Source organism: Devosia sp., from assembly GCF_030689745.1.
GTDB lineage: Bacteria > Pseudomonadota > Alphaproteobacteria > Rhizobiales > Devosiaceae > Devosia > Devosia alba.
The window spans coordinates 1-11,869 of sequence record NZ_JAUYGL010000204.1 but is presented as its reverse complement, the minus strand read 5'-3'; the positions used below and the strand labels follow the sequence as shown (position 1 = coordinate 11,869).

The following is an 11,869-nucleotide window of genomic DNA, read 5'->3' as shown; positions in this document are numbered from 1 at the left end:
GGTGCCGCATATGGGCTGGAACACCATTTCCATCACCAGGGCCCACAAGCTGTTCGACAATATCCCCGATGGCCCCGACGGGCTGCACGCCTATTTCGTGCACTCCTATCACCTGGTCACCGACAGCCCGGACACGCTGCTTGCCACCACCGATTATGGTGGCCCGCTGACCGCCTGTGTCGGTCGCGACAACATGTTCGGCACCCAGTTCCATCCCGAAAAGAGCCAGGCGCTGGGCCTGCAATTGATCGAGAATTTCCTGAGGTGGACGCCGTGATCCTGTTTCCTGCCATCGATCTGAAAGACGGCCAGTGCGTGCGCCTCAAGCTGGGCGACATGGATCAGGCCACCGTGTTCAACGACAACCCGGCGGCCCAGGCCAGGAGCTTTGAGGCAGAGGGGTTCGAATATCTGCATGTCGTTGATCTCAACGGCGCCTTTGCCGGCCAGAGCGTCAATGGCGCGGCGGTCGGGGCCATCCTCAAGGCAGTAACATTTCCGGTGCAGCTGGGTGGCGGCATCCGCACCCTGGCCCATATCGAAAGCTGGCTCGACAAGGGCCTGGCCCGGGTGATTCTGGGCACGGTGGCGGTGCGCGACCCCGCCCTGGTGAAGGAAGCCGCCAGCAAATGGCCCGGCCAGGTCGCCGTGGGCATTGATGCGCGCGCCGGCATGGTGGCGGTGGAAGGCTGGGCGGAAACCTCCGAGCTTTCCGTGGTCGAACTGGCCCGGCGCTTCGAGGGCGCTGGCGTCGCCGCCATCATCTATACCGATATCGATCGCGACGGCGTGCTGGCCGGCATCAACTGGGACGCCACCCTGGAGCTGGCCCGCGCCACCTCCATCCCGGTGATCGCCTCGGGCGGGCTGGCCTCGATGGCCGATATCGAGCGCATGACCCGGCCCGAATACGCCGTGCTCGAAGGCGCCATCTCCGGCCGCGCGCTCTATGACGGGCGCATTGATTCACGTGAAGCACTGGCGATGTTGCGGGGTGCGCCATGAGTCTCAAGATCCGCCTGATCCCCTGCCTCGACGTCATGGATGGCCGTGTCGTCAAGGGCGTCAACTTTGTCGATCTGCGCGATGCCGGTGATCCGGTCGAGGCGGCCATTGCCTATGATGCGGCGGGCGCCGATGAGCTGACCTTTCTCGACATTACCGCCAGCCATGAGGGCCGCGACACCATTCTCGATGTCGTTGCCCGCACCGCCGAGCACTGCTTCATGCCGCTGACCGTGGGCGGCGGGGTGCGCAGCATTGACGATATCCGCAAGCTGCTGCTGGCCGGGGCCGACAAGGTGGCGATCAATTCGGCGGCGGTGAACGACCCCGATTTCATCGCCCGCGCCGCCGACAAATTCGGTAATCAGTGCATCGTCGTTTCGGTCGACGCCAAGCAGCGCCTGACCCGGGCGGTGGGCGGCGACAATGTTTCGGCGTGGGAAATCTTCACCCATGGCGGGCGCAAGCCGACCGGGCTGGACGCGGTGGAATTTGCCAGCCGCATGGCGGAACGCGGCGCCGGCGAACTGCTGGTTACCTCGATGGATCGCGACGGCACCAAGTCCGGCTTCGACCTGGCGCTGACCCGCACCATTGCCGATGCGGTGCCGGTGCCGGTCATTGCCTCGGGGGGCGTCGGCGCGCTGCAGGACCTGGTCGATGGGGTGATCGAGGGCCATGCCAGCGCCGTGCTGGCCGCCTCGATCTTCCATTTCGGCACCTTCACCATTCCCCAGGCCAAGGCCTATCTGGCGGCCCATGGCGTTCCCGTGCGCCAGGACCGCCCGGCTTAGGTCGTAGTGACGCCGGGCATGGCTTTGCGCTACAGCTGCCCCCCAATGCGATGTCACCCCGGGCCCAGCCCGGGGTCCATCCCGAGATCTCAAGCTGGATCCCGGCCTTTGCCGGGATGACGTCGTGGATGAGGAGCCTTGACTGCCATGACCCTGGACGACCTTGACGCCCGCCTGGCCCTGCGCGCCGCTGCCGCGCCGGAGGACAGCTACACCGCGCAGCTGCTCAGCCGCGGCATTGAAAAATGCGCTCAGAAACTGGGCGAGGAAGCCACCGAAGCGGTGATTGCGGCGGTCACCGCCAACCGGCCCGAACTGATCAAGGAGAGCGCCGACGTGCTCTATCACCTGCTGGTGCTGCTGCGCGCCGCCAATGTGCCGCTCGGCGCGGTGATGGCCGAGCTTGATGCCCGCACCGCCCGCTCGGGCCTGGCCGAAAAAGCCGCCCGCCAGGATCCGCAATAATGGCGCGACGCAAACCGGTGCTGGCGCCCTACCACCATTTCACCAAGGCGCAATGGGGCGCCCTGCGCGCCGACGAGCCGATGACGCTGACGCGCGAGGACATTGCCCGGCTGCGCACGCTGAGCGATCCGATCTCGCTCGAAGAGGCCGAAGCCACCTATCTGCCGCTGACCCGCCTGCTGTCATTCTATGTCGAGGCGGTGCAGGGCCTGCACAATGTCTCGTCGCGGTTTCTGCAGACCCCCGACCAGAAGGTGCCCTTCATCATCGGCGTCGCCGGCTCGGTGGCGGTGGGCAAATCGACCACGGCGCGCATTCTGCAGGCACTGCTGCAGCGCTGGCCGGCCAGCCCCAGGGTCGACCTGGTGACCACGGACGGCTTCCTGTACCCCAACAAGGTGCTGGAAAAGCGCGGCATCATGGACCGCAAGGGATTCCCCGAAAGCTATGACCGGGCCCGCTTCGTGGCGTTTCTGGGCGACATCAAATCGGGCAAGACCAATGTCAAGGTGCCGGTCTATTCCCACCTGGTCTATGACGTGGTGCCGGGCAGCGAAGTGGTCATTGAGCACCCCGACATCCTGATCGTGGAGGGGCTCAATATCCTGCAGCCCGGGGAGCTGCCGAAAAATGGCGCGCCCATCCTGTTCGCCTCCGACTTCATCGATTTCTCGATCTATATCGACGCCGAGGTCGACGATCTGGAGACCTGGTTCATGGAGCGCTTTTTCCGGCTGCGCGACACCGCCTTCAAGGACCCGAACTCGTTCTTCCGCCGCTTCTCGGAAATGAGCCCGGAAGAGGCCGGCACGTTCGGGCGTACCGTGTGGCGCACCATCAACCTGCCCAATCTGCTCGACAATGTGCTGCCCACCCGCGGCCGGGCCGATCTGATCCTGAAAAAGGGCAAGAGCCACCACATCGAGGAGGTGCAGCTGCGCCGGGTGTAGCTGTGTATAGTGGTGTATGTCTAATGTTTGCCGGGATTTGACGCATGGCTGTGGAGCTTATTCCAAGGACGAGCGAAACTGACAAAGCAAATCGCCTAGTTGGCAGATTTTTGCAGCATTTTGCCCTCGTCGAAGAGGCGATCGATTGTGGATTGACCAAGCTACTCGGGCTCGACAGTGGAGTGTCGGACATAGTCGCAGCAAATGTTCCACTCGCGAAAAAGATCGACATCCTGTTCTCTGCCGAGAACCTCTTGGCTGAGATGCCAGATTCTGAGCGGGGTAGCCTCCTCAAGAAAACCCGGAGCCAGGTATTAAGCCTCAATAACAACAGGATTATAGCGGCTCACTGTCGCTTCGACGCAATCGAAGAGGGAGCCATAGTCTTCCGACGTGTAGTTGCGAAGGGAAAATTGAAGATTGAGAGTGTTGAATGGGATGAGGGCGATGTGGAACGGTTCTGTACCGATGCGACAGTCGCCGCCGCCGCCATATCGACGATAGTCTCTGAGTTGATCCCCTATCAGCCTAGGTTAGATTTTTCGGACCCACGCAACTCGATGTACCTGCCTCTACTTTAAGAAAGCAGGCAAGTCTCTAGGTCTGGAGCCTACTCAATAGGTGCCCGGCTGCGGCTGGCTGAAGATGATCTGGTTGCCGTCGGGATCGCGGAACTTGGCGGTCTTGAAGAAGTCGCCCATCGATTTGGCGACCGGGGTCAGGCCCTGCAGGCTGAGGCGCCCCAGCTCTTCGGCCAGATCGTCAACGATCAGCGTCAGCGTGCCCGCCCCGGCCCGGTCGCTATCGGCCAGGATCTGCACCCAGCCGCCGCCAGGCAGTTTCCATTCGCCAATATCGCTCATCGGCCGGGCATCGGGCATCCGGCCGAACAGCAGTTCATAAAAGTCGAGCGCTGCGGTGATGTCGTCCACCGCGATCCCGGCCAGCGCGTTGGTGATGGTCAAATCAGCGTCCTTGGTTTGCTGCCAAGCTGAACCCTAGCATGGTGACCGTAATGGGGCACAGTATTGGTGTTTTCGTGTGGCGCTGCTATAGGCCGGACGAAACTTGGAGACGACTTATGGCAGAACTCAAGGTTGTGGTGGCAGGGGCCGGTGGCCGCATGGGGGCCGCCATTATCCGCGCCACCACCCAGACTGCCGGCCTCGCGCTGCATGCCGCTCTCGATCGCCCCGGCAGCGCCGCCCTTGCCCAGGATGCCGGGCTGTTCGCCGGCCTTGGCGCGCTGCACGTCGCCATTACCGAAGATATCGATGCCGCCCTGGCCGGGGCCGATATCGTTATCGATTTTACCGCGCCCGAGGCCAGTGTGGCGCTGGCGGCCAAGGCGGCCGCTCTCGGCCTCGTCCATATCATTGGCACCACCGGCTGTTCGGAAGCCGACGATGCCGCCATCGCGGCATCGGCCCGGGCGGGGGCCCGCATCGTCAAGTCGGGCAATTTTTCCATGGGCATGGTGGTGTTGGCCAATCTGGTGGAAAAGGCCGCGGCCGCCCTGGCCGATTACGATATCGAAATTCTCGAAATGCATCACAACCGCAAGGTGGATGCGCCATCGGGCTCGGCGCTGCTGCTCGGCGAAGCCGCGGCCAAGGGGCGCGCGATTTCCCTCAAGACCCATTCGGTGCGGGTCCGCGATGGCCATACCGGGCCACGCGAGGCCGGCACTATCGGCTTCGCCACCCTGCGCGGCGGCACGGTGGTGGGCGATCATTCGGTGATCCTGGCCGGGCCCGGCGAGCGCATCGAGCTGGGCCACCGCGCCGAAGATCGCTCGATCTTTGCCAATGGCGCGGCGCGTGCCGCGCTCTGGGCCAGCCAACAGCCGCCCGGGCTTTATTCCATGGTCGACGTACTCGGCCTCAACGACTGAACAAGGATATCTTCTATGACCGGAACCCTGATCCTCGTCCGCCACGGGCAGAGCGAGTGGAATCTGAAAAACCTGTTCACCGGCTGGCGCGATCCGGGCCTGACCGAGCAGGGCATCGAAGAAGCCCGCCAGACCGGCCAGGTGCTGGCGGCCAAGGGCATTGTGCCCGATCTCTACTACACCTCGGCCCTGCGCCGCGCCCAGCACACACTCGACCTGATGCTCGAGGAGATGGGCATTCTCAATGTCACCATCACCCGCAATATTGCGCTCAATGAGCGCGACTATGGCGATCTGGCGGGGCTGAACAAGGACGATGCGCGCAAGAAATGGGGTGAGGAGCAGGTGCTGCTCTGGCGCCGCAGCTTTGACGTGCCACCCCCCGGCGGCGAGAGCCTGAAAGACACCGCCGCGCGCACCCTGCCCTATTATGAAGCCGAAATCCTGCCCCAGCTCAAAGCCGGCAAGACCGTGCTGGTCGCCGCCCACGGCAATTCGCTGCGCGCGCTGGTCATGGCCATTGAAGGGCTGACCCCCGACGAGATCCTTGCCCGCGAGATCGGCACCGGCCAGCCGACCGTCTACAAGATCGGCCCCGATGGCAAGCTGGTGGAGCGGGTGGCGCTTTAGGCTCACCCCCACCCGACCTCCCCCTGAAGGGGGAGGAGCGCATCAGTGCATGTCCGCCTTCTCGCCCCACTCCCGAACTGTCCCTCCCCCTTCAGGGGGAGGTCAGGTGGGGGCGTTGGCCCTGATATCCGGGCTCACGCACCCCCTCCCAACCTCCCCCGTCAAGGGGGAGGTGCCGCCCGGTGGGTGGGTGAGAACTTTCCCACCTGACGCCCGGTGCCATGTTTGCCACGTCATCGATTCACGTGAAACGTCGCGCTGTGCCCGAAGGGCTAATGCGCCGCGGAAATCACCCCGGCCTCCCAGCCCAATATCGCCCGCTTGCGCGGCACGCCCCAGTGATAGCCGGTCAGGGCGCCGGAGGTGCCCACCACGCGGTGGCAGGGCACGACGAAGCTGATCGGGTTCTTGCCCACCGCAGCGCCCACGGCGCGTGACGCTGTCGGGCGGCCGATATGACTGGCCACCGCCGAATAGGTGGTGGCCTTGCCCACGGGAATCTTCAGCAGCGTCTCCCACACCTGCACCTCGAAATCGGTGCCGATCAGCACGATCCGCACCGGGCGATCGGCCGACCAATGGGCCGGATCAAAGGCCTGGGCCACCAATGGCGCAATGCGGCCATCGTCACGGCTGAACCGGGCATTGGGCCAGCGACCGGCCAGATCGGCAAAGGCCTGCTCGACCGTGGTGTCCTGATCGGCAAAGCCCAGCCCGCTCATGCCGTACTCGGTGGCGGTGACCACGGCCGTGCCAAAGGGCGAGGGCGCGGCGCCCCAGATCATGTCGAGCCCGGCCCCGCCGGCGCGAAACATGCCGGGCGGCATCGCCTCATAGGTCACGAACAGATCATGCAGCCGTGAGGTCGAACTGAGCCCCACCGCATAGGTGGTGTCGAGCACGCTCTCCTGGCCGCGCAGCAGGCCCTTGGCATGGTCGAGCGCCACCGCCTGGGCAAAGCTCTTGGGCGACAGGCCGCACCAGCGGCGGAACAGCGCGGTCAATTGCCGCTCGTTCAGACCCAGCGCGCGGGCAAAGCCGGGCAGGTCCGCCACATCGGGACCATGCTCGCTGAGATAGCGAATCGCCGCCCTGATGGTGTCGTAATCACTGATCGGGCCGATCTGGGCCATCTGGTTCATCGTCGCGCTCGTCTGATGATTGTCCTGGCACGATCTCTAGAACCCATCGGGGCGCGAAGCGACCCGGTTTTCACCGGGGGCTAGCTGCGCGCCCGCCGCAGCGCGGTGCCCAGCGCCTTGGCAAAGCTCGATTTGTCTTCGCTGCTCAGGAACGAACCAAGTTCGTGCGTCTGCTCGCCGACGCGCAACTGCACGGCGGTGGTCTTTTCGTAGTCATCGCGGCCCAGCACCAGACGCACCATGCGCGGGTCAAAGCGGCGCAGAATGGTCTGCCCGGCGCTGTCGGTGACCTGCCATTCGATCTGCTCGGCCCATACCGTGATGCGCTCGCGCCGCTTGCCCTGGCGCAGACCGATAACCAGCCCGGCGATAATGGCCAGGGCGGTCAGCCCCATCAGCACGGTGACCGGAAACGCCCCCATCGACAGAAACAGCAGGCCCGGCGCGGCGAACAGGGCAGCGACCAGGGCGAACAATATCCAGGCGCCCCGCGTGCTCAGCGAGCGGTTGGGGGTCAGTTCTGCCACAAACAGCGGCGTGATGGTTGTAGCTTGCATTGGCATCGCGCTCTCTTCCGCACTAACTATAGGCCCAGAATCAGAGGCGAGAGAATGGCAGCCAGCAAAAAAGTGAAGAGCCTGCCGCGGGCCGACATCGAAGCCATCTTTGCCCGCTTTCATGAGATCGAGCCCGAGCCCAAGGGTGAGCTGGACTATACCAGCGCCTTCACCCTGCTGGTCGCGGTGGTGCTTTCGGCCCAGGCCACCGATGTGGGGGTCAACAAGGCGACCAAATCACTGTTTGCCCTGGCGCCGACGCCGGCGGCCATGGTGGCGCTGGGCCCAGAGCAGATCGAGCACCATATCCGCACCATCGGCCTGTTCCGCACCAAGGCCAGGAACGTGTTTCGGCTCAGCCAGCAATTGCTCGAGCTGCATGGCGGCGAGGTGCCGCAGGACCGTGCGGCGCTCGAGGCCCTGCCCGGCGTCGGGCGCAAGACCGCCAATGTGGTGCTCAATATCTTCTTCAGGCAGCCCGCCATTGCGGTCGATACCCATCTGTTCCGCGTGTCCAACCGCACCGGCATGGCCGTGGCCCAAACGCCGCTGGCGGTCGAGCAGATCCTGCTCAAGGTGATTCCCGAGCCCTATTTGCTGCATGCCCATCACTGGCTGATCCTGCATGGCCGCTATATCTGCAAGGCGCGCAAGCCCGAATGCTGGCGCTGCCCGATTGCCCAATGGTGCCGCTTCACCCCCAAGACGCCCCGGCCCAGCGTCCCGGCCAGCAAGCACCAGGGCTAGCCGCCTCAGCCGCGCGCCATGATGGCGGCGAAAATCGGGATCAGCAGCAGGAATCCGGCCTGCAGGTGCACGAAGCGCCGCTGGCTGGCGATCGCGGCGCTGTCCGGCGCGAAGGCCGCGTCAGCCCTTTGTGCCTGCCGCCAGCGGCGAATCGCCAGCGTGGGTGGAATGGTCAACAGCCCCATGACGAGAAATGCCGCCATCTTGCTCCAGAAGGCATGGTTGCCGACATAGTATTCCCAGCCCGCCGCGCCAAAGATCACGCGCAGCACCCCCACCGCGATCACCAGTACGGCAAAGCCGCCATAGGCCGCATCGAGCCGCGCCAGCTGGCCGATGCGGGGGCCCGACAGGCCCGGTCGCAGCAGGGCGAATTCGGCAGCGAACAGGCCCACCAGGGCAAACACCGTCAGATGGTGGGCAATGGTCAGCAGCAGGTCGATCGACATGGAATCGGTCCCAGCGTTATGTTATCATTGATTACATAATGTCATCGAGAAGTAAGCAGTGTCAACATCCCTCAGCAATGCCCCCTATCATCATGGCAATCTGCGCCATGCCCTGCTCGACGCCGCGCTACTGATGCTGCAGCGCGATGGCGAGGCCGGGCTGGGCCTGCGCGATCTGGCCCGGGCGGTGGGGGTGTCGCCGGCTGCGCCCTATCGGCACTTCGACAGTCGCGCCGCCCTGCTCGAGGCCCTTGCCGTCACCGGCTTTCAGCGCTTCACCGCCGCGATGAACGCGGTGGCGGCCAGCCAGCCGCCTGATCTCCTTGCGGCCATGGGCCAGGCCTATGTGCGCTTCGCGCTCGACAATGCGGCACTGTTCCGGCTGATGTTCTCGCCCCAGCTCAAGCGCGACAACCGTCCCGGCCTGCGCATGGCCGCCGACGCGGCCTTTGCGACGCTGCGCCAGGTCAGGGACGGCGACAGTGCCAGTGGCCGGATCGCCGCTCTGGCGGCCTGGGCCAAGGTGCACGGGCTGGCCGTGCTGCTGCTCGACGGCCAGATCGCCCTGCAGCCCGGCGAGGATATCGAGGCGCTGATCGGGGCGATCATCGGGCAGCATTAGCCTGCTGGGCGTTGCACCCGGCCGGAGCTTGTTCTAAACGGTCTTCCGGGCCCCTCAATCCGGACATCTTCATGACCCAGACGCGCTTCGACGTTCTCACCATCGGCAATGCCATCGTCGATATCATTGCCCCGGTGGAGCCGGGCTTTATCGAGCGCGAAGGCATGAGCAAGGGCATCATGCACCTGATCGATACCGATCGGGCCGAAGATCTCTATGCCAAGATGCCGATCACCCGGCAGCAGATTTCGGGCGGCAGCGCCGCCAACACCGCCGCCGGCGTCGCCTCGCTGGGCGGTCGCGCCGCCTTTGTCGGCAAGGTTGCCGATGATCCGCTCGGCGATGTGTTCGAGGCCGATCTCAACGAGATCGGCGTCCATTACAGTACCAGCCGCCTCAAGAACGGCGCGCCCACCGCCCGCTCGATGATCTTCCTGTCCGAGGATGGCGAGCGCACCATGAACACCTATCTGGGCGCCTGCCACGAGCTGACCGAGCGCGATATCCGCCCCGATGAGATCGGCGGCGCCGCCATTACCTTCATGGAAGGCTTTTTGTGGGATCCCGTGGAAGCCAAGAAGGCCTTCGTGCTGGCCGCCCATTATGCCCACAAGCATGAGCGCGCCGCCGCGCTGACGCTGAGCGATCCGTTCTGCGTCGATCGCTTCCGCGCCGAATTCCTCGACCTGATCCGCTCCAAGACCATCGACTACGTATTTGCCAATGTCCATGAGCTGAAATCGCTGTACCAGACCGACGATCTGGGCGAAGCGGTGCGCGAAATCGCCAAGGATGCCGAAGTCGCCGCCATCACCATGGGCGCCGATGGCGCCATGGCCATCCACAATGGCGAAGTCACCTCGGTGCCGGCCTATCCGATCGACAAGGTGGTCGACGCCACCGGCGCCGGCGATCTGTTTGCCTCCGGCTTCCTGCTCGGCCTCGCCCGCAACCAGAGCTTCGAATCCGCCCTCAAGACCGGGTGCCTCTCGGCCCACGAAGTGATCAGCCATATCGGCGCCCGGCCGCAGGTCGCGCTTGACGGGCTGGTGGCAGGGCACGGGTTGGCGGGGTAGGCTTTTCGCGCCGCTTATCCCCGCCGCGCTGCAGCCGCTCAGCCACAGCTACCAGACCGATGCGACCGGGGTCGCGCCTTGGACCAGCATTGAGGTCCTGATCCGGCCTGACGGCAGCGTCGCCCAAAGCGTCGTCGTCGCGCGCAACGGCACACAAATCCAAGAGATTGGGGGAGATTGCCGACCGTTTGGCGAACAACTACCCTGGTGCCGTCATTTACATCATCGAGGTCCGGCCAAGGCCATGACAACGATCGCAGAGGTCAAGCGCTGGACGCGCCCAATTCTGGCCGAGCACCCCGATCTGGCTTTGAAGCCGCGTCTGCTTTACCTGCGTCCCGTCCATCATATCTATCGTACCATAATGTTCATGGGCTCGTCGGACCGGACCCATCCTAAGCCGAAGTCAAATTACGACCTGCTGTTTGCGCCTCCCTCGGCGCGCTCCAACGATAACTGGAACCGCGAATTGATCGCGGGCTGGTCCACCGACGCCGATTTTCCGGATCGGCTTGCCCGGGTTATTCGCGAGTCTCTCGATGACGAGCTGCGCCCGCTTGGGACGATCGAGGGACTCTACGCTTTTATGGGAAGGGACGCTGCCGACTGGGGATACCTGCCGGAACGTCTGTCCCACGCCGCCCCGTTGCACGCGGTGACGCTGGCCGCTCTCGGGCGGCTGTCCGAGGCCTGCACTGTTGCGCAAACCCATATCGACAACAATGAAGGTGAACAGCTGCGCAGGTTGGCTGCGGCTCAGGCCATGCTGGTCAAACCGCGCGAGAAGTATCACGCGGAGCTAATGATCAAGTCTGCCAGTTACTTTCTTCGCCCGATGGATGAGCTCAGGCAATTGATTGCGGTGGCCAAGGTCAACGACCGCGGGGCTGTGGCGGCGCTGCTGCACCAGTGGGAATCCCAAAACGCCAGATGGCACAACATCGAGGATGCCTGGGAGCCAACGCCGTTTCCGCTTGAGCGCATTCTTTGAGGCCAGACCCTAACCCAGACTCCCCCGCATCATCTCAAGCGCATCCGCCGTCGACCCGGTCGGCCTGAACTCCAGCCCTATTGCGCCGGCATAGCCCTGCGCTTGCAGCCAGGCGAGCTTCTGCCCGATGGGCAGGCGCCCGCTGCCGGGCTGGTGGCGGCCGGGGTGGTCGGCGATATGGAGGTGGAAGATGTGGTCGAGACCGCCGGCCAGCACCGTCTCGGGATCTTCGTCCATCACCATGGAATGATACATGTCGTAGGTGAGCCCGATCTCGGGGCGATTGACCGCCGCGACGATGTCGAGCCCTTCACTGGTGCTGGTCAGATAGTAGCCGGGATGATCGACCCGATCATTGAGCGGCTCCAGCGCCAGCCGGACGCCCGAACCGGCCAGCACCTCGGCCGCGCGGGCCATGGCCAGGGTCAGGCCATCGTGCTGGCGGGCGCGCTCGACGCCCTCCAGCAGCGGCCCGGACTGGCAGATCAGGATCGGCGCACCCAGACGGATGGCCACCTCGCGGCTCTGTTCGAGACCGGCGAGGAAC

General features: G+C 64.5%; 16 protein-coding genes and 1 pseudogene. 12 read left to right on the top strand and 5 right to left on the bottom strand.

Features of this window, described 5'->3' with window-relative positions; all coding sequences use genetic code 11:
* The 6 genes and pseudogenes from Q8O80_RS18030 to Q8O80_RS18005 form a co-directional block, all read left to right on the top strand.
* A pseudogene (locus Q8O80_RS18030) lies at positions 1-277 on the top strand (imidazole glycerol phosphate synthase subunit HisH); the annotation flags it as partial.
* Positions 274-1,005 (top strand): 1-(5-phosphoribosyl)-5-[(5-phosphoribosylamino)methylideneamino]imidazole-4-carboxamide isomerase, encoded by a 732-nt coding sequence (gene hisA, locus Q8O80_RS18025; RefSeq protein WP_305581819.1) that lies wholly within the window; start codon positions 274-276, stop codon positions 1,003-1,005. The pseudogene Q8O80_RS18030 and the gene hisA, both read left to right, overlap by 4 nt.
* The gene (hisF, locus tag Q8O80_RS18020) at positions 1,002-1,799 is read left to right on the top strand and encodes an imidazole glycerol phosphate synthase subunit HisF (protein WP_305581817.1); all 798 of its coding nucleotides are present in this window, start codon (positions 1,002-1,004) and stop codon (positions 1,797-1,799) included. Before hisA ends, hisF begins: the two co-directional genes overlap by 4 nt.
* A 138-nt stretch (positions 1,800-1,937) precedes the next feature.
* Positions 1,938-2,264 carry a phosphoribosyl-ATP diphosphatase gene (locus Q8O80_RS18015; protein ID WP_305581815.1) on the top strand — a complete coding sequence of 109 codons (327 nt, stop codon included), beginning with the start codon at positions 1,938-1,940 and terminating at the stop codon, positions 2,262-2,264.
* On the top strand, positions 2,264-3,214 hold the full coding sequence (coaA, locus tag Q8O80_RS18010) for a type I pantothenate kinase (protein ID WP_305581813.1): 951 nt from the start codon (positions 2,264-2,266) through the stop codon (positions 3,212-3,214). Before Q8O80_RS18015 ends, coaA begins: the two co-directional genes overlap by 1 nt.
* Positions 3,215-3,258: 44 nt before the next feature.
* Complete coding sequence (locus Q8O80_RS18005) at positions 3,259-3,795, top strand: hypothetical protein (RefSeq protein ID WP_305581811.1); 537 nt, start codon at positions 3,259-3,261, stop codon at positions 3,793-3,795.
* A gap of 33 nt (positions 3,796-3,828) precedes the next feature.
* Here the strand turns inward: Q8O80_RS18005 and Q8O80_RS18000 are convergent, their stop codons facing one another.
* Entirely contained in the window at positions 3,829-4,179 is a 351-nt protein-coding gene (locus Q8O80_RS18000; protein ID WP_305581809.1) for a VOC family protein, read from the bottom strand.
* 116 nt (positions 4,180-4,295) lie between these two features.
* On the opposite strand from Q8O80_RS18000, the gene dapB reads away from it, so the two are divergent.
* Entirely contained in the window at positions 4,296-5,108 is an 813-nt protein-coding gene (gene dapB, locus Q8O80_RS17995; RefSeq protein ID WP_305581807.1) for a 4-hydroxy-tetrahydrodipicolinate reductase, read from the top strand.
* A 15-nt stretch (positions 5,109-5,123) separates the two neighbouring features.
* Entirely contained in the window at positions 5,124-5,738 is a 615-nt protein-coding gene (locus tag Q8O80_RS17990) for a 2,3-bisphosphoglycerate-dependent phosphoglycerate mutase (RefSeq protein WP_305581805.1), read from the top strand.
* Between the two features lie 272 nt (positions 5,739-6,010).
* Here the strand turns inward: Q8O80_RS17990 and Q8O80_RS17985 are convergent, their stop codons facing one another.
* Positions 6,011-6,880, bottom strand: a complete 870-nt coding sequence (locus Q8O80_RS17985; RefSeq protein WP_305581803.1) for a methylated-DNA--[protein]-cysteine S-methyltransferase — start codon at positions 6,878-6,880, stop codon at positions 6,011-6,013.
* A gap of 80 nt (positions 6,881-6,960) precedes the next feature.
* A complete protein-coding gene (locus Q8O80_RS17980) occupies positions 6,961-7,437 on the bottom strand; it encodes a DUF2244 domain-containing protein (RefSeq protein WP_305581801.1) in 477 nt (158 codons plus the stop codon).
* 54 nt (positions 7,438-7,491) lie between these two features.
* Here Q8O80_RS17980 and nth point away from each other — a divergent pair, with 54 nt between their 5' ends.
* On the top strand, positions 7,492-8,184 hold the full coding sequence (gene nth / locus Q8O80_RS17975; protein ID WP_305581799.1) for an endonuclease III: 693 nt from the start codon (positions 7,492-7,494) through the stop codon (positions 8,182-8,184).
* A gap of 5 nt (positions 8,185-8,189) precedes the next feature.
* On the opposite strand, the gene Q8O80_RS17970 is transcribed toward nth, so the two are convergent.
* Positions 8,190-8,633: a DUF2214 family protein gene (locus Q8O80_RS17970; RefSeq protein ID WP_305581797.1), complete on the bottom strand. Its 444-nt coding sequence runs from the start codon at positions 8,631-8,633 to the stop codon at positions 8,190-8,192.
* Positions 8,634-8,691: 58 nt separating this feature from the next.
* On the opposite strand from Q8O80_RS17970, the gene Q8O80_RS17965 reads away from it, so the two are divergent.
* From Q8O80_RS17965 to Q8O80_RS17955, 3 genes are all read left to right on the top strand, one after another.
* Entirely contained in the window at positions 8,692-9,255 is a 564-nt protein-coding gene (locus tag Q8O80_RS17965; RefSeq protein ID WP_305581795.1) for a TetR/AcrR family transcriptional regulator, read from the top strand.
* A gap of 71 nt (positions 9,256-9,326) precedes the next feature.
* On the top strand, positions 9,327-10,331 hold the full coding sequence (locus Q8O80_RS17960) for an adenosine kinase (RefSeq protein WP_305581793.1): 1,005 nt from the start codon (positions 9,327-9,329) through the stop codon (positions 10,329-10,331).
* Positions 10,294-11,322, top strand: coding sequence for a hypothetical protein (locus Q8O80_RS17955; protein ID WP_305581791.1), 1,029 nt, complete (start codon positions 10,294-10,296; stop codon positions 11,320-11,322). The genes Q8O80_RS17960 and Q8O80_RS17955 overlap by 38 nt, the downstream gene beginning before the upstream one ends.
* 9 nt (positions 11,323-11,331) lie before the next feature.
* On the opposite strand, the gene Q8O80_RS17950 is transcribed toward Q8O80_RS17955, so the two are convergent.
* Positions 11,332-11,869: TIM barrel protein (locus tag Q8O80_RS17950; RefSeq protein WP_305581789.1), on the bottom strand; the 538-nt coding region annotated here is incomplete at its 5' end.

Coding starts and splice junctions, on each gene's coding strand:
- dapB (WP_305581807.1), top strand. CDS start 4,296: ATGGCAGAACTCAAGGTTGTGGTGGCAGGGGCCGGTGGCCGCATGGGG.
- Q8O80_RS17985 (WP_305581803.1), bottom strand. CDS start 6,880: ATGAACCAGATGGCCCAGATCGGCCCGATCAGTGATTACGACACCATC.
- hisF (WP_305581817.1), top strand. CDS start 1,002: ATGAGTCTCAAGATCCGCCTGATCCCCTGCCTCGACGTCATGGATGGC.
- Q8O80_RS17960 (WP_305581793.1), top strand. CDS start 9,327: ATGACCCAGACGCGCTTCGACGTTCTCACCATCGGCAATGCCATCGTC.
- Q8O80_RS18005 (WP_305581811.1), top strand. CDS start 3,259: ATGGCTGTGGAGCTTATTCCAAGGACGAGCGAAACTGACAAAGCAAAT.
- nth (WP_305581799.1), top strand. CDS start 7,492: ATGGCAGCCAGCAAAAAAGTGAAGAGCCTGCCGCGGGCCGACATCGAA.
- Q8O80_RS17980 (WP_305581801.1), bottom strand. CDS start 7,437: ATGCAAGCTACAACCATCACGCCGCTGTTTGTGGCAGAACTGACCCCC.
- coaA (WP_305581813.1), top strand. CDS start 2,264: ATGGCGCGACGCAAACCGGTGCTGGCGCCCTACCACCATTTCACCAAG.
- Q8O80_RS17990 (WP_305581805.1), top strand. CDS start 5,124: ATGACCGGAACCCTGATCCTCGTCCGCCACGGGCAGAGCGAGTGGAAT.
- Q8O80_RS17970 (WP_305581797.1), bottom strand. CDS start 8,633: ATGTCGATCGACCTGCTGCTGACCATTGCCCACCATCTGACGGTGTTT.